This is a genomic window from Streptococcus mitis (assembly GCF_026782895.1).
GTDB lineage: Bacteria > Bacillota > Bacilli > Lactobacillales > Streptococcaceae > Streptococcus > Streptococcus mitis_CB.
The window spans coordinates 83,862-101,949 of the sequence record NZ_JAKUXJ010000006.1; the positions used below are offsets into that span (position 1 = coordinate 83,862).

Sequence of the window (18,088 nt, forward strand, 5' to 3'; positions counted from 1 at the left end):
GGTTACTATGGAATCCATTTTAGAAGTTTTGACCCCAGATAACCTAGTATTTATCTTTAAAGGATTTGGCTTGACCCTCTACATTTCTCTGATTGCCATCGTCCTCGCTACACTTATCGGTACAGTTCTAGCAGTCATGAGAAATGGGGAAAATCCTATCTTGCGCATCATTTCCAGCATTTACATCGAGTTTGTGCGTAACGTTCCCAACCTCCTCTGGATTTTCACCATCTTTTTGGTTTTCAAGATGAAATCCACACCAGCAGGAATCACTGCATTTACCCTCTTTACCTCAGCAGCCTTGGCTGAGATTATCCGAGGCGGTCTCAATGCCGTGGACAAGGGACAGTACGAAGCAGGAATGTCGCAAGGATTTACCTCAGCCCAAATCCTCTACCACATCATTCTCCCGCAAGCCATTCGCAAAATGTTGCCAGCCATCATTTCTCAGTTTGTAACCGTAATTAAGGATACCAGTCTTCTCTACTCTGTTATCGCCCTACAAGAACTCTTTGGAGCAAGCCAAATTCTCATGGGCCGTTATTTCGAACCAGAGCAGGTCTTCAGTCTTTACATCCTGATTGCCCTCATCTACTTCAGCTTTAACCTAGCCATTTCTAGCCTGTCTCATATGCTAGCAAAACGCTGGCAACAAGCTGCAGAATAATAAATTAGCTCTCCAGTTCAATTGGAGAGTTTTTTGATGAGAGTAGATATTTATAGAACTCAATTTGACACCATACTTTTTCTATGATAAAATGTAACAATTTTGTTTACAACAAATCAAAATCTAAATGAAATGGAATTTTCTATGAAATCAATCAAAGGAATACTCTTTATCATAGCTAGTTTTATCTTGACTCTTTTTGCTTGGATGAACACTTCTCCCCAATTCACTATTCCAGGACTAGCTTTAACAAGCCTATCTCTGACTTTTATCCTAGCCACTCGTCTCCCCCCTACTAGAAAGCTGGTTTCACGGTTTGGAGAAGGTCTACACTGTCCACAAATTCACAGCCTTTCTCTCCATCATCCTACTAATCTTTCATAACTTTAGTATGGGCGGTTTGTGGGGCTCTCGTTTAGCTGCTCAGTTTGGCAACCTTGCCATCTATATTTTGTCAGTATCATCCTTGTCGCCTATTTAGGCAAATACATCCAATACGAAGCTTGGCGATGGATTCACCGTCTGGTTTATCTAGCTTATATTTTCTGACTCTTTCATGTCTACATGATGATGGGCAATCGCCTTCTCACATTTAACCTCCTAAGTTTTCTTGTTGGTAGCTATGCCCTTTTAGGCTTACTAGCTGGTTTTTACATCATCTTCCTTTATCAAAAGATTTCCTTCCCCTATCTAGGGAAAATTACCAATCTCAAACGCTTAAATCACGATACTAGAGAAATTCAAATCCATCTTAGCAGACCTTTCAACTATCAATCAGGACAATTTGCCTTCCTAAAGATTTTTCAAGAAGGTTTTGAAAGTGCTCCGCATCCCTTTTCTATCTCAGGAGGTCATGGTCAAACGCTTTACTTTACTGTCAAAAATTCAGGTGACCCTACCAAGAATATCTATGACAATCTTCAAGTCGGTAGCAAAGTAACCGTTGACAGAGCTTACGGACACATGATTATAGAAGAAGGACGAGAAAATCAGGTTTGGATTGCTGGAGGTATTGGGATCACCCCCTTCATCTCTTACATCCGTGAACATCCTATTTTAGATAAACAGGTTCACTTCTACTATAGCTTCCGTGAAGATGAAAATGCAGTCTATCTAGATTTGCTCCGTGACTATGCTCAGAAAAATCCTAATTTTGAACTCCATCTAGTAGACAGTAGGAAAGACGGCTATCTTAATTTTGAGCAAGAAGAAGTGCCCGAACATGCGAGCGTCTATATGTGTGGTCCTCTTTCTATGATGAAGTCACTTGCCAAACAGATTAAGAAACAAAATCCAAAAACAGAGCTTATTTACGAAGGATTCAAGTTTAAATAACCACTCATACTCTCCTGGAATTTCCCAGGAGTTTTTTCTACGCAATCTCAAAAAACACTGCCAGATTTCTAGCAGTGTTTTGAGTTTTATTTATCTTAGTAAACTGTTTTTTCAGTTTCTACATCGAAGAAGTGTGCTTTGTTCAAGTCAAATCCAAGTTCAACTGTTGCACCTGTTTGCAAGTAGTCACGAGCATCAACTTTAGCAACAAATTCATCTTTACCAACTTGGCAGTAAAGGTGAGATTCTGAACCAAGCAATTCTGATACTGAGATAGTAGCTTTGACAACTGATTCTGGGAATGTTTCAAGGAAAGCAGGTTCTGCATTCACGTCTTCTGGACGGATACCGAAGATCAATTCTTTACCTTCGTAGCCTTTTTCACGAAGAACTTTCAAAGCACCTTCTGGAACTTTCAAACGGAAACCGTCAGAAACAATTTCGCTTCCAACCAATTTCACATTGATGAAGTTCATAGCTGGGCTTCCAATGAATCCTGCAACGAATTTGTTAACTGGGTTTTTGTAAACTTCTTGAGGTGTACCGATTTGTTCAACACGTCCGATAGTACCTGTACCAGCAGGGTTCTTAGTTGCTGACATGATAACGATACGGTCTGCAAGTGTCATCGCTTCTGTTTGGTCGTGAGTTACGTAGATAGTTGTAGCTCCGATACGACGGTGGATTTTAGCGATTTCAGCACGCATTGATACACGAAGTTTTGCATCCAAGTTTGACAAAGGTTCGTCCATCAAGAATACTTTTGCATCACGGACAATGGCACGCCCCATGGCAACACGTTGACGTTGACCACCTGAAAGGTCAGCAGGTTTACGTTCCAAGAATTCTTTCAATCCAAGGATTTCAGCTGCTTCTTGCACACGTTTGTCGATGTCTTCTTTGCTGTATTTACGCAATTTCAAACCGAAAGCCATGTTGTCATAAACAGTCATGTGTGGATAAAGAGCGTAGTTTTGGAATACCATGGCGATGTCACGGTCTTTTGGAGCTACGTCGTTGACAACCACGCCATCGATAGATGCAGTTCCTTCTGTAATATCTTCAAGACCTGCGATCATACGAAGAGTAGTTGATTTACCACATCCTGAAGGACCTACGAAAACAATAAACTCTTTGTCTTTAATGTCCAAGTTGAAGTCTTCAACTGAGTAGTGTTCGCTGTTTGGATATTTTTTGTAAATATTTTTAAGATTCAATTCTACCATGAGGTGAACTCCTTTTGTCTTTTGATAGTTTTATTATAGATGAAAACGCTTTACTTTTCTATGGCAAGGTGACCAAAAAAATAAAAAAGTTCTGTGCAACTTGCACAAAACTTTATAAAATATCTGGTAAAATCAACTGATAACACAAGGTCAGGTCAGTCAATTCCTTCAACTGAAATCCTGTCAATTCTTCCCATTTATCAATCTTGTATTGGAGAGAATTGCGGTGCAGATAGAGCTGCTGGGCTGTTTTAGTGAGAACGGCACTATTTTCCCAAAGGGAGAGAATGATTTCCTGAATCTGATCCTGGTCCAAAATCATCTGGTGCAGGCATTCCTTGATTGCACTCAGGTTCACAAGTCTGTCTCCCATACTCCAAAGATAGAGCTGAGAAAAAGTATGAACACCTTGGTGACCCTTACGCCACCAAGTCTTAAATAAATCCCGCTCCGCTTTGATTAAGTCTGATAAGGCATGATGTCCTGTCTGAGACCAAACCTGACCTAACATAATAGATAGACGCAATCCAAAGTCATACTCAACCGCTTCAATCGTATCACTTAAAATAGCTCGTACAGAGGTGTATTTATCTTGTTGAAGTACGAAAACATAATCCTGAGCTCCGACCTGAAGCACCGTCTGACAGTTAGGAAAAAGGGTCCTCATCATATCCAGCCAAGAAGCTAGATTTTCCTGCTGAAAATAGGAAAGATGACAATAGACCAGCTGAATCTTTTTAAAAGTTTGCGGTGCTTGCCCCTTCCCCTCAACCAGATAAGAATACCAAGGATTGAGCGAACGAGCCTGCTCCTGCTGAGTCAAAAGGGCAACCAACTGCTTTTCACGCTCGCTGAGCCCAGCTTCCTCCAGCAAAATCCACTGCTGAGAAGCTAAAGGGAGAGTGAGATAGCCCTCTTTCTCTACTGGTTGGTCTGAAATCTGAGCTTCAGGAAACCAGTCTTGTAGTTCTTTTGCCATCATGTCCTAGCCCTCCACTTTTTGGATGCACCACGAAATCAAGCTCTCAAGACGTTCCAGATTTTCAGTCATATGGAGATAGCCCATGACTGCTTCAAAACCTGTGGACATACGGTAAGTCACCACATCAGCATTTTTGGCCTTAGTGTGACTATTGGTATTGCGACCACGTTTGTAGATTTCTTCTTCTTTTTCCGTCAGGACTTGCTCCTCCAACATGAGGGAAATCAAACGAGCCTGAGCCTTGGCTGAAACATACTTGGTCGCCTCTTGGTGGAGTTTATTGGGCTTGGTCATACCTTTGAGGATGAGGTGACGACGAATATACATAGAATACACCGCGTCCCCCTCAAAAGCTAACGCAATCCCGTTAATGAGATTGACATCAATCACGTGTCCACCTCACTCCATCTTTGGTGTCAAGAAGCTTAATCCCTTGAGCAGCCAATTGGTCACGGATCTGGTCCGCTGTCGCAAAGTCACGGTTGGCACGCGCTTCTTGGCGTTTTTGGATCAAATCTTCAATCTCTTCATCCAAAACTTCCTCTACAAAGACAATTCCAAAGACCTCTAACATAGCCGCAAGAGCTTTCTTAACCACTGCATCATAGTTACCTGAGTTGATCCATTTGGCCATTTCAAAGACTACTGTAATACCGTTGGCAGAGTTGAAATCCTCATCCATAGCAGCTACAAACTTATCTTTAAAGGCCTGTAACTCTTGAGCATCTACAGTTCCAGTAAACGGTTGCTCGTAAGTATTTTTAAGATACTTGAGATTTGTCTCTGCATCCCGCACTGCCTTTTCCGTAAAATTGATGGGCTTGCGGTAATGCTGAGTCGCAAAGAAGAAACGAAGCACTTGCCCATCGAGCGTTCTGAGGGCATCGTGCACTGTGATAAAGTTACCCAAGGACTTGGACATCTTGACATTATCGATATTGACAAAGCCATTGTGCATCCAGTAGTTGGCAAAGGTCTTACCTGTTTTGGCTTCTGACTGGGCAATCTCGTTGGTGTGGTGTGGAAATTCTAGGTCGGCTCCACCACCGTGGATATCAATGGTATTACCTAAAATCTCTGTCGACATGACTGAACACTCGATATGCCAGCCTGGACGACCAGGTCCCCAAGGACTATCCCAAGAAATCTCGCCTGGCTTGGCAGCTTTCCAGAGGGCAAAATCTACAGGATTTTCCTTACGAGCCGTTTCTTCATCGGTACGACCTGAAGCACCTAGCTCCAAATCTTCCAAGGTTTTATTTGCTAATTTAGCATAGTTGTGGGATTTTTCAACACGGAAGTAAACATCCCCTTGGCTCTCATAGGCAAAACCTTTTTCAATCAACTCTTCCACAAAGCGGATGATATCCGCCATAAACTCCACTACACGCGGATGGCGAGTCGCAGGTTTGACGCCCAAGGCCGTCACATCCTCACGAAAGGCAGCGATGTACTTGTCCGCAACCTCCTGAGGCGTAATACCTTCTTCCTTGGCACGGTTGATAATCTTATCATCCACATCCGTAAAATTGGAAATATAGGCAACCTCATACCCACGGTACTCAAAATAACGACGAATGGTATCAAAAGCCACCGTCGAACGGGCATTCCCCACGTGGATATAGTTATACACGGTTGGCCCACAAACATACATCTTGACTTTGCCGTCCTCAATCGGGACAAACTCTCGCAAATCACGAGACATAGTGTCATAGATTTTAATCATAAATCATAGTTAGGAAAGCTAAAATCCAAGAACAATTAGTTTCATCACTAAGAGTTCAATTGAATTTCAGTCCGAATCTCTCTACACTTCGGAATCCCTTGCTCCTTTCTCATTCAGATAAACCACCTGGGTCTGTTTGACAAAGCCAATTTTTTCATACAAGCGCTTGGCACCTACATTGCTGTCCTCTACTGCAATCTGAAATTCCTTGTCATTTTGCTCAATTAGTTGGTTGACAAGGGATTTTGCTAAGTAGCTTCCATAGCCTTTGCCACGTTCAGGTTCAGATATTGCTAACCCGTAGAAGTAATTCGTATTAGTCGATAAATCTACCGTACAAGTTCCAATAACCTGACCGTCTTTTAACAAAATATATAAGCGACTTTCTGGATCCTTCAGAGCTTCAGCGACATATCTATCCACAATCTCTCTGGATTCATGCTCTTCTGAGAATGCCTGAAATTTTAACTGACTGATTTGCTCCTGATACGAACTATCTGCTAACAAAACTTCAAGATTAGAAACCTTTGCTAACGGATAAGGTTTTCTATCCTTACCTAACCAAGTTTCTGTATCCTCGTCCTCGACCAATCCCCAGTTGCTAACAAAATCAGGATGGCGGTCTAGAAAAACACGCTCTGTCTGAAAAGTGACTGAATGAATCGGAAAAGAAGCTATTTCTCTCTCAAAACAAGTAAACAATGCACGCGCAATTCCCTGACGGCGATGATCTGGATGAACCAGTATCGTCACTTCCACATCTTGGTCATCTGCATAGACAGTTAATAAACCAACAAGTTCGCCTTTTTCATAATAAAGGAAAAAGGCGGGCATGTTTGGGTCAAAATTAAGCATGTTAGATAGATAAGGATCACGATAGGTACCGTCATAGTTTTGGCAACAGTTAATTAGTTTTTTCGCCTCAGATAGCTCCTCTTGGCTTAACTTGTTTCTTGCTTGAATCATATAGCCATCCTCTACAACCCAGACGATCTGTGACTGGCTTCTTTAGCCTGCTCGAGTTTATTGACGTAGTACTCTCGTTTTTCTTCAACTTCGTGGATAGTCGGTTCATCCTTCTGTCCATGAACTCGGACAATCTTGGCCGGAATACCGACAACCGTCACATCACTAGGTACATCTGCTACGACAACTGCTGCAGCACCGACCTTGGCATTTGCACCAATTTCTACAGGACCAATGACTTGGGCATGGGCTGATATAAGGGCACCCTGACGAACGGTCGGATGGCGTTTGCCAACATCCTTACCAGTTCCACCAAGAGTCACCCCATGATAGAGGAGAACTCCCGTCTCAACGATAGCCGTCTCTCCAATCACCAAGCCAGAACCGTGGTCGATAAAGACACCTGAATCAATCTGGGCACCTGGATGAATCTCAATCTGAGTCCAAAAGCGCCAAAACTGACTGTGCATACGAGCAAAGAGTTTGAAGCCGTGCTTCCAGAGAAAATGTGAAAGACGGTGGGCCGCCAAGGCCTTGACACCTGGATAAGTCAGCAAAACCTCCAAAGTGGTGCGGGCCGCTGGATCATTTTCTTTTACGATATCAATGGTTTCGCGCCACCATCCCATACATTTCTCCTTTTCTTATTCTGAATCTTTTGGTGTTTCTGTAATTTCTTTCTTAGGTTTGTGGTCCTTGTGATGACGTGGGCGGTGAGGTCTCTCAGACTTTTCGCCTTTTTCATCACGTTCAGGTTTTGGAGGACGAGGAAGAAGGGCTTTCATAGAAGCATCCACACGTCCTTTTTCATCAATCTTGATAACCTTAACATCAACTTCATCCCCGATTGCTACCAAGTCTTCGACATTATTGGTACGCGTCCAAGCCATCTCAGAGATATGAACAAGGGCATCTGTCTTGTCAAAGAGGTTAACAAAGGCACCAAATTTCTCGATACGAACGACTTTAGCACGGTAAACTTCATCCACTTTGGCTTCACGGACCAAACCAGCAATAATTTCTTTAGCACGGTTAATGGCATCTTGGTCACTAGAGTAGATAGACACATTTCCTTCTTCATCGATATCAATTTTAACGCCTGTTTCAGCGATAATCTTGTCGATGGTTTCTCCACCCTTACCGATGACAATCTTAATCTTGTCCACATCAATCTTGATGGTATCAATTTTCGGAGCAGTTGGAGCCAATTCTGGACGAACTTCTGGAATGGTTGCTTCAATCACATCAAGAATTTCAAAACGCGCTTTCTTAGCTTGGGCAAGAGCCTCAGTCAAGATTTCTGCAGTAATCCCTTGAATCTTGATATCCATTTGAAGGGCTGTAATCCCGTCACGAGTACCTGCAACCTTAAAGTCCATATCTCCAAAGTGGTCTTCCAAACCTTGGATATCTGTCAAGACTGTGTAATTATTTCCATCTGAGATAAGTCCCATAGCAATACCAGCTACTGGCGCCTTGATTGGCACACCACCAGCCATAAGAGCAAGAGTTCCCGCACAGATAGAGGCCTGAGATGAAGAACCGTTTGATTCCAAGACCTCCGCAACCAAACGGATAGCATATGGGAATTCTTCCAAACTTGGCAAGACTTGAGCAAGGGCGCGCTCACCAAGGGCACCATGACCAATCTCACGACGACCTGGCGCACCGTAACGACCTGTTTCCCCTACAGAATATTGAGGGAAGTTATAGTGGTGCATAAAGCGTTTCTTGTACTCTGGATCCAAACCATCAATGATTTGAGTTTCACCCATCGGAGCCAAGGTCAAGACTGAAAGAGCCTGAGTTTGCCCACGAGTAAAGAGACCAGAGCCGTGCACACGAGGAAGGAAGTCAACAACCGCATCCAAAGGACGGATTTCATCGACCTTACGACCGTCAGGACGAACCTTATCTTCTGTAATCAAACGGCGCACTTCAGCGTGTTCCATTTGTTCCAAAATTTCAGCCACATCACGCATGATACGGTCAAATTCTTCGTGGTCTGCATATTTTTCTTCGTAAACGGCAGTAACTTGGTCCTTAACTGCTTGAGTTGCAGCTTCACGAGCCAATTTTTCTTCTACTTGAACTGCCTTTTGGAGGTCGCTGTTGTAGGCTGCAATGATTTCAGCTTGCAAGTCAGCGTCCACATGAAGCAATTCTACTTCAGCCTTTTCCTTACCGACTGCTGCAACGATTTCTTCTTGGAAGGCAATCAATTCTTTGACTGCTTCGTGCCCTTTAAGGAGCGCTTCCAACATGATTTCTTCTGACAATTCTTTAGCACCAGACTCTACCATGTTGATGGCGTGTTTGGTACCAGCTACTGTCAATTCAAGGAGCGATTGCTCTGCTTGTTCTTGCGTAGGGTTGATGATGATTTGACCATCTACATATCCCACTTGCACCCCAGCAATTGGTCCGTCAAATGGAATATCTGAAATAGACAATGCTAATGATGAACCAAACATAGCTGCCATTGGTGCAGATGCATTTTCATCATAAGAAAGAACTGTGTTGATGACTTGTACTTCATTACGGAAACCTTCCGCAAACATAGGACGGATTGGACGGTCAATCAAACGCGCTGTCAAGGTCGCATCTGTTGAAGGACGTCCTTCACGTTTCATAAAGCCACCAGGAAATTTCCCAGCCGCATACATTTTTTCTTCGTAGTTGACTTGGAGAGGGAAGAAATCTCCAGTTGCCATTTTCTTAGACATAACGGCAGCAGTCAAGACAGTTGACTCACCGTAACGTACGACAACTGCGCCATTTGCTTGCTTAGCAACCTGACCAGTCTCTACAATTAACTCACGACCCGCAAAAGTCGTTTGAAACACTTGTTTTGTCATTTTAATCCCCTTTGGATTGATGAAATTATACGCCTTGCCTACAAAGATCAAGATACCAAGGACGTCAAAAGCAAAGTAAAAATAGGAAACTGACGAAGTCTTCGATGAAGACAAGACAGTTTATCTTTTTTACACAGCTTTTCGGCCGGGTTCAATTACTCAAGATATTTTGGACGGTTCGGCTTGCCGAACATTTCTGTAGAAAAATAGGAAGGTGACTTTGCACTCGATGAGTGCTAGGAAGCTTATCTTTTTTCCTAAGAAATGAGGCCAAAATTCAATTAAGAATTTTTTTGATATTTCCCTGAAATAGTGCGGACGGGAGGTAAAATTATCCAGTGGAATTTCAATGGTAATTTTTAATTACTTCGCCTTTTCATTTCTATGCTCAGGCTAAAATAGTTTCCCGAACTGTTTTACTCTCAAAAATCCAGTCTTAGATAATAATACTGTTATCATCTAAGATACCACGATAGCGTGAAATATCTTTTAAATACTCACTCCGTTCGTGTTTTTTGAGACATACATTATCAGATTTTGTTTAAAAAATAATCAACTTTAAACAAACTTCTACAACCTAAATACCCTCATCTTTGTATCAAGTACGTACAGAGTCTATTTTATCATATTTTTCTTAAAAAGTGCGGTCTTTACCATTAAAAAGGAACCATTCCCCTCAGCTGAGAAGAATGGTTTGCTTTTTATTATCCTAGAGACTGATGATTAAACAAGGCATGGGTTGCTTGATGAATGTATTTTGCTGTTTCTGCATTGTTCATAGTGTAGAGATGCACACCGGCAACATCCTGAGTTACCAAGTCCACGATTTGGTCCACCGCATAGGCAAGTCCTGCTGCTCTGAGCGACTCAGGGTCATGCTCATACTTGTCTAAGATGGCTTTAAATTTACGTGGAAGATGGATATTCTCACAAGTCTTCAAGAGGCGGAGAGCCTGATTTCGATTCAGAATTGGCATAATCCCTGCATGAATGGGAATATCAATCCCAGCCAAAGTACATTTGTCTTGGAAATCATAGAAGCGCTCATTGTCAAAGAAAAGCTGGGTTACAAGGCTCGAACAACCTGCATCCACTTTCTTCTTAAGATTTTGAATATCTGAAATCTGATTTGGTGAATCTGGATGGCCTTCTGGATAACAAGCACCAACAATATCAAAGTGAGGGGCTTGTTCCTTGATGAACTCAATCAAGTCAGTTGCATAGCGGAAATCCTTTTGCGGCTCCACATCAGGGATAATATCCCCACGCAAGGCCAAGATTTTCTGCACCCCAACCTTGTCCAAGTCTGCAATAGTTTCAGCAACCTTGTCCTTGGTCAAATAGATGGCTGGCAAGTGAGCAATAGTCGGAATCGCCAAATCATTTTGGATAAAGTCGGCCAAACGGACCGTCGTTTCCTTGATATTAAATTTATTATTGCTAGCAGTCACACTGATAAAGTGGGGAGCCAACTCCTGCATATCTTGAAGAGCAGAAATAATTTTATCATTACCCACAGCTGGGTTGGGAGGAAACACTTCAAATGAGAGTGACGGTGTTTGGCGTGACATAGTCCTTATCCTTTTCTAGTTGATTTTTTTCGTTAGCTGGATTCCTAGAATCCAAGTGAAACAGGCAGATTGACCAAACAGCGCTTCTTGAGAAATCCTTATCTTACAATTTCTCACGCGCAGCTTTAGCTGCTTCAACAAGGCGGATCAAGCTTTCTTTTGTTTCTGGAATACCACGTGTTTTCAAACCACAGTCAGGGTTGATCCAAACTTTCTTGCTTGGCACTTTAGCAAGGATGGCTTCGATTGTATTGTCGATTTCGCCTTCATTTGGTACACGAGGTGAGTGGATATCGTAAACCCCAGGTCCCACTTCTGTTTGGAAGTTTTTCGCTTTGAGTTCGTCCAAGATTTCAAGGTTTGAACGGCTAGCTTCAAAGGAAATAACATCTGCATCCATGTTGTCGATAGCTGGGATGATATCTGTAAATTCTGAGTAACACATGTGAGTGTGGATTTGTGTGTCTGGCGCTACTGTTGAGTGTACCAAGCGGAAGGCAGGAATAGCCCAGTCAAGGTAGTCTTCGTACCAGTCGCTACGACGGAGTGGCAATTTCTCACGAAGAGCAGCCTCGTCGATTTGGATGATCTTCACGCCAGCAGCTTCAAGGTCAAGAACTTCATCCTTGATAGCAAGAGCAATTTGAAGAGTAGAATCCTTGATAGAGATGTCTTCACGTGGGAATGACCAGTTGAGGATGGTAACAGGTCCAGTCAACATACCTTTAACAGGTTTGTTTGTACGGCTTTGTGCATAGCTAGACCATTTCACAGTGATAGGGTTAAGACGAGTTACATCACCCCAGATGATTGGTGGTTTAACTCCACGCATACCGTATGATTGTACCCAACCATTTTTAGAGAAGAGGTAACCTGACAAGTTTTGACCGAAGTACTCAACCATGTCGTTACGCTCAAATTCACCGTGAACAAGGACATCAAAGTCGATATCTTCTTGCCATTTGATCCATTCATCGATTGTTTCAGCAAGGAAAGCGTCGTACTCTTCTTGAGACAATTCACCTTTACGGTAAGCCAAACGCTTAGCACGAACTTCTTTTGTTTGAGGGAATGAACCGATAGTTGTTGTTGGAAGAGCTGGAAGTTTGAAAGCTTCTTCTTGGATAGCTTCACGTTCTGCAAAGGCTGGCAAACGAGTGTAGTCTGCGTCTGTCAAGCCAGCGATACGCGCACGAAGTTCCGCATTTTCACCAACACGCTCAGTCGCAAAGAGTTCTTTGTTGGCTGCAAGTGCTTCTTCACCTTGACCATTGCGGATAGCATCCAAATCACGAATCTCATCCAATTTTTCAACTGCAAAGGCAAAGTGGTTCAAGATTGCTGGTTCAAATTCTTCATTAGCAGTTGTAAATGGCACATGAAGAAGTGAGCATGAGCTTGTCAAGACAATGTTTTCAGCTGGGATTTGCTCAAGAACAGCCAAGCTCTTTTCGTAGTTGTTACGCCAGATGTTTTTACCATTGACAATACCTGCATAAAGAGTCTTGTCAGCTGGGAAACCACCTTTAACGAGTTCAAGAGTTTTCTTACCTTCAACAAAGTCAAGACCGATAGCATCTACTGGCAAGTTTACAAGGTCAGCGTAAACGTCACGAACGTCTCCGAAGTAAGTTTGAAGCAAGACTTCAAGACCTTTTTTGTCAGCCAAAAGTTTGTTGTAAAGGTTCAAGAAGAGAGCTTTTTCTTCAGCTGTCAAGTCTTTAACAAGAGCCGCTTCATCCAATTGGATGCGAGTCGCACCAAGTTCTGCCAATTTAGCAAAAACTTCTTGGTAAGCAGCCACTAAGCTGTCTACGAAGTCTTCTGCTTTCACGCCTTCTTCAAAGTCTGACAATTGAAGGAAAGTAAATGGACCTACAAGAACTGGACGAGTGTTCAATCCAAGTTCTTTGGCTTCTTGGAACTCATCAAAAATCTTGTGACCAGCCAATTTGACTTGAGTGTCTTTTTCAAATTTAGGGACGATGTAGTGGTAGTTGGTGTTGAACCATTTCTTCATTGGAAGGGCGCGAACGTCCCCTTTTTCTCCTTGATAACCACGCCCCAAAGCGAAGTAGCGCTCAAGGTCAGACAAGTCCAAGTTTTGAACTGAAGCAGGTACCACGTTGAAAAGGAAAGCTGCATCTAGGAAGTTGTCATAGTGAGAGAAGTCATTTGATGGAATTTCAGTGATACCTTTTTCTTTGACGATATTCCAGTGTTTAGCACGCAAATCTTTTGCGGCCGCCAAGAGTTCTTCTTCTGAGATTTCTTTTCTAAAGTATTTTTCAGTTGTAAATTTTAATTCGCGGAATTCGCCCAAACGAGGGAAACCGATGATTGTAGTTGACATGATGTGTCCTCCAAAATTTGTTGTTGAAACTATCTTAACAGAAAAGGAATCATCTGTATAATTGTAAAAAATTAGGCTTTGATATAGTTTGAAACTATATCTCTGTTTTAAACAAAAGAAAAAGACTTGAGACAAATGTCTCAAATCCTTTGTATATCTTATTTTATAGCTCTATTGCAGTTAAGCTCTTCAAACGCCTTATTAGTAATTCTTATAAGTGACTATGGCTTGTTATTAGAAAAGACTATAGGTTGATTTTTCTTTTGTAATTCTGATATTTCCCTGAAAAGTGCGGACGGGAGCAACTTACTTCGTAATTTCATCCCTAATTTTTGAGCCAGAATGTCTCAAAAATTCCGTTCTAGATAATAATAAATTATTATCTAGAATACCACTATAGCGGGAAATATCCGCTAAAAGCTCACTTCGTTCGCACTTGATATAAATAAAGCATAATTTTTCTATATTATACACTTGAGGCACTATAACTATTAAATTTGTTAAAGTTTTCCAAGTTCTTCCTATCAACTCTTTCTCTGTTCGAGGGGGACTACTGCTAGTGTCTTTCCTAAACTGGCTAAAACTTTCAAGACTGTATCCAACTGGGGGCTAGTCTTTCCTGTTTCCATCCTAGCTATGACAGGTTGACTCACTCCACTGAGTTCTTCTAGCTTTTTCTGGCTGATTCCTTGCTCATGTCTGGCTTCAATCAACTCACTCATGATAGCCACTCGCATATCACTTTCAAGGATTTCCTCCTTGGTAAAGAGTTCTGACCGGACATCCTTCCAGTTACTTCCAATAGCACTATTCTTCATCACTTAACCCTCTTTCTTTTAAGTCCTTCAGTTCACGCTTGGCTTTTTCAATTTCTCTTCTAGGAGTTTTCTGAGTCTTTTTGACAAAATGATGTAAAAGAACAAAACTACCATCAAGCCACGCTATAAATAAAATTCGATTTCTCAAAGGTCTTAGTTCCCATATCTCATCTTCCAAGTGTTTCATATAGGGTTCCCCAGCTCTCGTCCCATGCTGACTAAGCAACTCGATATAGTCATTTAGTTTATTGAGTTTGATGCGACTATCCTTACTTTTCTGACTAGCCAATTCTCTCATATAATCCAAAACTGGCTCGTTTCCTTTTTTGTCCTTATAGAAGTAAATCGTATGCACCAAGCAACCTCTTTCTAATTAAATTATAACTCAAAAGTTATTAAAAGTAAATCTGAACACTCATAAAAAGAAGACCTTAGAAAAACTCTAAAGGTCTCATCTTTATTATTCGAAAAAATTAAGAGAAGAGTTATAAAGTGCTGTAATCCTTACGTTTACTCCAGCTCAATCCCCTTCTCTCGGAGATTGTCCAGGCACTCCTCAAAGTAGGCAGCATCGTGCTCCTTGTAAATAGGTCTCGTCAAAGTCTCCTCAGGTAAATCCTCATAAGAAGGACAAATCTTACCACGATAGTTTTTATCCATCCACTCTGGACTGACCTTATAGCCTCGGTCAGCCATTTCCTTCATGATCAAGCGATGATAGGCATAGAGACGATAGGGCGAGTGGGTAAAGACATAGTCCACCGTCGCATGCTTTCTACCCCAGCCATTGCCACGCAGGGCGCAACACTCTCGATGTTGCCCCAAGAGTTGAGGACGAGGAAGCTGTGAAATCAAAGCCTCATGCCAAAGTCTCATGACAATCTCCTTTCAGTAAAGTCGATTGTTGCAAATAGGTATTTGGATAGCGATCAAGCAAGTCTCGAGTCTTAGTAATCAAGTCTTCCTTAGAAGCCTGACCAAAGCGGTAGCGATCCAGCAAGAGCATGTAGTCCTTACGCTCAGCATCTGTCGCTTTCTTTTTGAAATAGCCCCAAATATGCTGAAAGGCATTGCAAACCTGACCTCTGTGTTCTGGAATCTGGCAGGCACGATCAATCAGTTCTTGAACATGACTGACCTCCACCTCTTCATTCTTCAAGTATTGACGAATCTCATTGTAAATATTGCTGGAATGGCTCAATACGAGGTATTTGTTTCTCGCCCAGAGTTGCTGGCAAAGGGCACGTTGGTTGTTATTTTCCATATTTCTCCTTACTTTTTACTAGTTCCCCAGAAATATGGAAACAAAGTTATATCTTAAAAATGAGCGAATTATGAGCGAATCAATTACTCTCATCACCCTTTAAACTCTTTCAAAAACTTTTTGAGTTCAGCATCGGCTTCTGGTGTGGTTCCGTGTAGTTGACCGAGCATTTCAAGTAGAGAAACTGTTTGGTTTTGGATTGCTTGATTTGTCGTGTTAATCTTGCTGACGATATCTGTCAGTGGCTCGACTTCTTCTTCCTCAAAGGTATCTACATAGCGAGGGATATTGAGATTATAGTCATTTTCGACGATTTCCTCATAGCTTGCCAGATGGGCAAACTTGTCAATCTCCTCACGAGACTTGTAGGCTTCCAGAATCTTCTCGATATGAGCATCTGTCATGATATTCTGATTTTTCCCCTTATCAAACTCCTTAGAGGCATCGATAAAGTAGACATCACGATTGGTACGGTTCTTTTTGAGAATGATAACCGTGGTCGGAATGCTGGTATTAAAGAAAATGTTAGCAGGTAGACCGATAACCGTGTCAATGGCACCTTCTTCTAACAAGGCCTTACGAATGGTTCCTTCCGCATTGCCACGGAAAAGAACACCGTGGGGAAGGACGATAGCCATGACTCCATTATCCTGCTTGAGATGGTAGTAACCATGCAAAAGAAAGGCAAAGTCAGCCTTGGACTGGGGTGCCAGTTTCCCAAAAGGAGAGAAACGAGGATCCGCCATAAAGCCAGGGCTAGCAGACCACTTGGCAGAGTAGGGAGGGTTCATGAGAACACCATCAAAGTTAGTCGGTTCTTGAGTAGGCCAGTCTTCATCTAGTGTATCGGCATTGTGGAGAAATTGATTTTCAACAGGAACACCGTGTAGGATCATATTCATCCGAGCCAAGTTATAGGTTGAGGTATTGAGCTCCTGACCAAAGTAGACTACTGTCTGCGGTTTATGAGAGTATTTCTTTGCATTGAGCAAGAGGGATCCAGACCCCATAGTCGCATCATAGATAGTAAAGCCTAGCTGGTCCTCACGACCCAAAAAGGCAATCTGAGTCATGAGTTTGGCAACAGGCTGAGGAGTATAGAACTCACCAGCCTTCTTACCCGAGTCAGTCGCAAACTGACCAATCAGATACTCATAAGCATCCCCCAGCATATCACCAGCATGACCAGCCACATCTAGCACAGCCAACTCTTTCATGACCGCCGCCACCGTTTGGTTTTGCTTTTGCGGAGTCGCCCCTAGCTTTTTGGAATAGAGGTCAATATCTTCAAAGAGGTTTTCATAGAGTTCATCACTCTGCTCAATATCTCGAAAACCCTGAGCCAAATCTTCCAACTGGAAAGTCCCCTCATTGACACGTGCTACTAGAGCCGTAAAGGTCAACTCAGGCTTGATACTATAGTTGAGTTCGTCCTTCATAACTGCAAGAAGATTCTCGTGAGTGTCCGCATCCTCATAGTAGTTACGATAGACCTCAAGGGCATCCTCTAGACTCTCACTCCCCTCCTCCATAGTTTCCGCCACGAAAAAGAGCATCTTATCTGACAGGTACTTATAAAAGACCATACCCAAGAGATAGGACTTGTAGTCGTTGGCATCCATCTTAGAGCGGAGAACATCCGCTGAGTTCCACAGGGCTTGGTAGAGCGACTGGGACGTTTGTGTTGTTTCCATAATGTTTCTTTCTAAGTTTTTTCCAAGGATATTGATGTTAGTTTATAGCTCTCCAATCATCATCGGTCTTGTTCTTGGATATAATCCATGGTTCACTAATCTCAAAAATTTTAAACTCATGGTATTTATCTTTAGAATCAAAATATGATATTCTAACCTCATCAAAATCACTATTAAATTCTTTTTGAGAAATAGCAAAATATAGATCAAATCTTTTTATTTCATAAGCATCAATTAGAAATGAATACGCTCCATTCTCACCATAAAAGAATTTCTCATTTGCTTTTTCAGAAAAAGTAACTTGTCTCATCTTTCTAACCTGTTCGCCTCTATCGTACAGAACAAGATTCATATTTCTAATAATTTGCTTTCTAGACTTTGTATTATGAAGCTCAATTGACAAAGGAACTCCAAAGACCATTCCATTTACTGAATTATCAAATCCCCAAACTCTGCTTATTAGTTTATGGGAAGTCGACTTAATATAAATCTTAACTTTTCCTCTATTGGATAAACTAGTTGAAACGATTACTTGCAATAGAAATCCTATAAAAGAACCTATGAGCGAAAATAAAGCAGAATAAACTAACAAAGTAAACTCAAAGTGCTGAAATAAATCATTCAAATT

The 18,088-nt window shown here is 42.0% G+C and carries 16 protein-coding genes and 1 pseudogene; 2 read left to right on the plus strand and 15 right to left on the minus strand.

The window, feature by feature from the left end; translation table 11 throughout:
• Window positions 1-7: 7 nt before the first annotated feature.
• Both MK480_RS08030 and MK480_RS08035 read left to right on the plus strand, forming a co-directional pair.
• Window positions 8-667 carry an amino acid ABC transporter permease gene (locus MK480_RS08030; RefSeq protein WP_268707496.1) on the plus strand — a complete coding sequence of 220 codons (660 nt, stop codon included), beginning with the start codon at window positions 8-10 and terminating at the stop codon, window positions 665-667.
• 144 nt (window positions 668-811) lie between these two features.
• Window positions 812-2,002 (plus strand): annotated as a pseudogene (locus MK480_RS08035) (ferredoxin reductase family protein).
• A 95-nt stretch (window positions 2,003-2,097) separates the two neighbouring features.
• Here MK480_RS08035 and MK480_RS08040 read toward each other — a convergent pair.
• The 15 genes from MK480_RS08040 to MK480_RS08110 all read right to left on the minus strand — a co-directional run bounded on the left by MK480_RS08040 (window position 2,098) and on the right by MK480_RS08110 (window position 18,085).
• Entirely contained in the window at window positions 2,098-3,228 is a 1,131-nt protein-coding gene (locus tag MK480_RS08040) for an ABC transporter ATP-binding protein (RefSeq protein WP_000229952.1), read from the minus strand.
• Between the two features lie 112 nt (window positions 3,229-3,340).
• On the minus strand, window positions 3,341-4,210 hold the full coding sequence (locus MK480_RS08045; protein ID WP_268707497.1) for a PucR family transcriptional regulator: 870 nt from the start codon (window positions 4,208-4,210) through the stop codon (window positions 3,341-3,343).
• A gap of 3 nt (window positions 4,211-4,213) precedes the next feature.
• On the minus strand, window positions 4,214-4,600 hold the full coding sequence (locus MK480_RS08050) for a Mini-ribonuclease 3 (protein ID WP_000567927.1): 387 nt from the start codon (window positions 4,598-4,600) through the stop codon (window positions 4,214-4,216).
• The gene (gene cysS / locus MK480_RS08055; RefSeq protein ID WP_268707498.1) at window positions 4,593-5,936 is read right to left on the minus strand and encodes a cysteine--tRNA ligase; all 1,344 of its coding nucleotides are present in this window, start codon (window positions 5,934-5,936) and stop codon (window positions 4,593-4,595) included. The genes MK480_RS08050 and cysS overlap by 8 nt, the downstream gene beginning before the upstream one ends.
• Window positions 5,937-6,017: 81 nt before the next feature.
• Complete coding sequence (locus MK480_RS08060) at window positions 6,018-6,902, minus strand: GNAT family N-acetyltransferase (RefSeq protein WP_268707499.1); 885 nt, start codon at window positions 6,900-6,902, stop codon at window positions 6,018-6,020.
• A gap of 11 nt (window positions 6,903-6,913) precedes the next feature.
• On the minus strand, window positions 6,914-7,531 hold the full coding sequence (gene cysE / locus MK480_RS08065) for a serine O-acetyltransferase (RefSeq protein WP_268707500.1): 618 nt from the start codon (window positions 7,529-7,531) through the stop codon (window positions 6,914-6,916).
• A 15-nt stretch (window positions 7,532-7,546) separates the two neighbouring features.
• Window positions 7,547-9,760, minus strand: coding sequence for a polyribonucleotide nucleotidyltransferase (gene pnp, locus MK480_RS08070; RefSeq protein ID WP_261011266.1), 2,214 nt, complete (start codon window positions 9,758-9,760; stop codon window positions 7,547-7,549).
• A gap of 704 nt (window positions 9,761-10,464) precedes the next feature.
• The gene (metF, locus tag MK480_RS08075) at window positions 10,465-11,331 is read right to left on the minus strand and encodes a methylenetetrahydrofolate reductase [NAD(P)H] (RefSeq protein ID WP_084925713.1); all 867 of its coding nucleotides are present in this window, start codon (window positions 11,329-11,331) and stop codon (window positions 10,465-10,467) included.
• 103 nt (window positions 11,332-11,434) lie between these two features.
• Entirely contained in the window at window positions 11,435-13,684 is a 2,250-nt protein-coding gene (metE, locus tag MK480_RS08080) for a 5-methyltetrahydropteroyltriglutamate--homocysteine S-methyltransferase (protein WP_000108228.1), read from the minus strand.
• A gap of 524 nt (window positions 13,685-14,208) precedes the next feature.
• Window positions 14,209-14,502 (minus strand): helix-turn-helix domain-containing protein, encoded by a 294-nt coding sequence (locus MK480_RS08085; RefSeq protein WP_000797746.1) that lies wholly within the window; start codon window positions 14,500-14,502, stop codon window positions 14,209-14,211.
• A complete protein-coding gene (locus tag MK480_RS08090; RefSeq protein ID WP_238095769.1) occupies window positions 14,492-14,857 on the minus strand; it encodes a type II toxin-antitoxin system RelE/ParE family toxin in 366 nt (121 codons plus the stop codon). The genes MK480_RS08085 and MK480_RS08090 overlap by 11 nt, the downstream gene beginning before the upstream one ends.
• A 155-nt stretch (window positions 14,858-15,012) precedes the next feature.
• Window positions 15,013-15,378: a TIGR02328 family protein gene (locus tag MK480_RS08095; RefSeq protein ID WP_261011263.1), complete on the minus strand. Its 366-nt coding sequence runs from the start codon at window positions 15,376-15,378 to the stop codon at window positions 15,013-15,015.
• The gene (locus MK480_RS08100; RefSeq protein ID WP_261011262.1) at window positions 15,362-15,766 is read right to left on the minus strand and encodes a YbgA family protein; all 405 of its coding nucleotides are present in this window, start codon (window positions 15,764-15,766) and stop codon (window positions 15,362-15,364) included. The genes MK480_RS08095 and MK480_RS08100 overlap by 17 nt, the downstream gene beginning before the upstream one ends.
• 92 nt (window positions 15,767-15,858) lie before the next feature.
• On the minus strand, window positions 15,859-17,460 hold the full coding sequence (locus tag MK480_RS08105) for a type I restriction-modification system subunit M (RefSeq protein WP_261011261.1): 1,602 nt from the start codon (window positions 17,458-17,460) through the stop codon (window positions 15,859-15,861).
• Between the two features lie 37 nt (window positions 17,461-17,497).
• A complete protein-coding gene (locus MK480_RS08110) occupies window positions 17,498-18,085 on the minus strand; it encodes a hypothetical protein (protein WP_142358431.1) in 588 nt (195 codons plus the stop codon).
• Window positions 18,086-18,088: the final 3 nt, after the last annotated feature.

Coding starts and splice junctions, on each gene's coding strand:
- cysS (WP_268707498.1), bottom strand. CDS start 5,936: ATGATTAAAATCTATGACACTATGTCTCGTGATTTGCGAGAGTTTGTC.
- MK480_RS08060 (WP_268707499.1), bottom strand. CDS start 6,902: ATGATTCAAGCAAGAAACAAGTTAAGCCAAGAGGAGCTATCTGAGGCG.
- cysE (WP_268707500.1), bottom strand. CDS start 7,531: ATGGGATGGTGGCGCGAAACCATTGATATCGTAAAAGAAAATGATCCA.
- MK480_RS08100 (WP_261011262.1), bottom strand. CDS start 15,766: ATGGAAAATAACAACCAACGTGCCCTTTGCCAGCAACTCTGGGCGAGA.
- pnp (WP_261011266.1), bottom strand. CDS start 9,760: ATGACAAAACAAGTGTTTCAAACGACTTTTGCGGGTCGTGAGTTAATT.
- MK480_RS08095 (WP_261011263.1), bottom strand. CDS start 15,378: ATGAGACTTTGGCATGAGGCTTTGATTTCACAGCTTCCTCGTCCTCAA.
- MK480_RS08105 (WP_261011261.1), bottom strand. CDS start 17,460: ATGGAAACAACACAAACGTCCCAGTCGCTCTACCAAGCCCTGTGGAAC.
- metF (WP_084925713.1), bottom strand. CDS start 11,331: ATGTCACGCCAAACACCGTCACTCTCATTTGAAGTGTTTCCTCCCAAC.
- MK480_RS08085 (WP_000797746.1), bottom strand. CDS start 14,502: ATGAAGAATAGTGCTATTGGAAGTAACTGGAAGGATGTCCGGTCAGAA.
- MK480_RS08045 (WP_268707497.1), bottom strand. CDS start 4,210: ATGATGGCAAAAGAACTACAAGACTGGTTTCCTGAAGCTCAGATTTCA.
- MK480_RS08040 (WP_000229952.1), bottom strand. CDS start 3,228: ATGGTAGAATTGAATCTTAAAAATATTTACAAAAAATATCCAAACAGC.
- metE (WP_000108228.1), bottom strand. CDS start 13,684: ATGTCAACTACAATCATCGGTTTCCCTCGTTTGGGCGAATTCCGCGAA.
- MK480_RS08030 (WP_268707496.1), top strand. CDS start 8: ATGGAATCCATTTTAGAAGTTTTGACCCCAGATAACCTAGTATTTATC.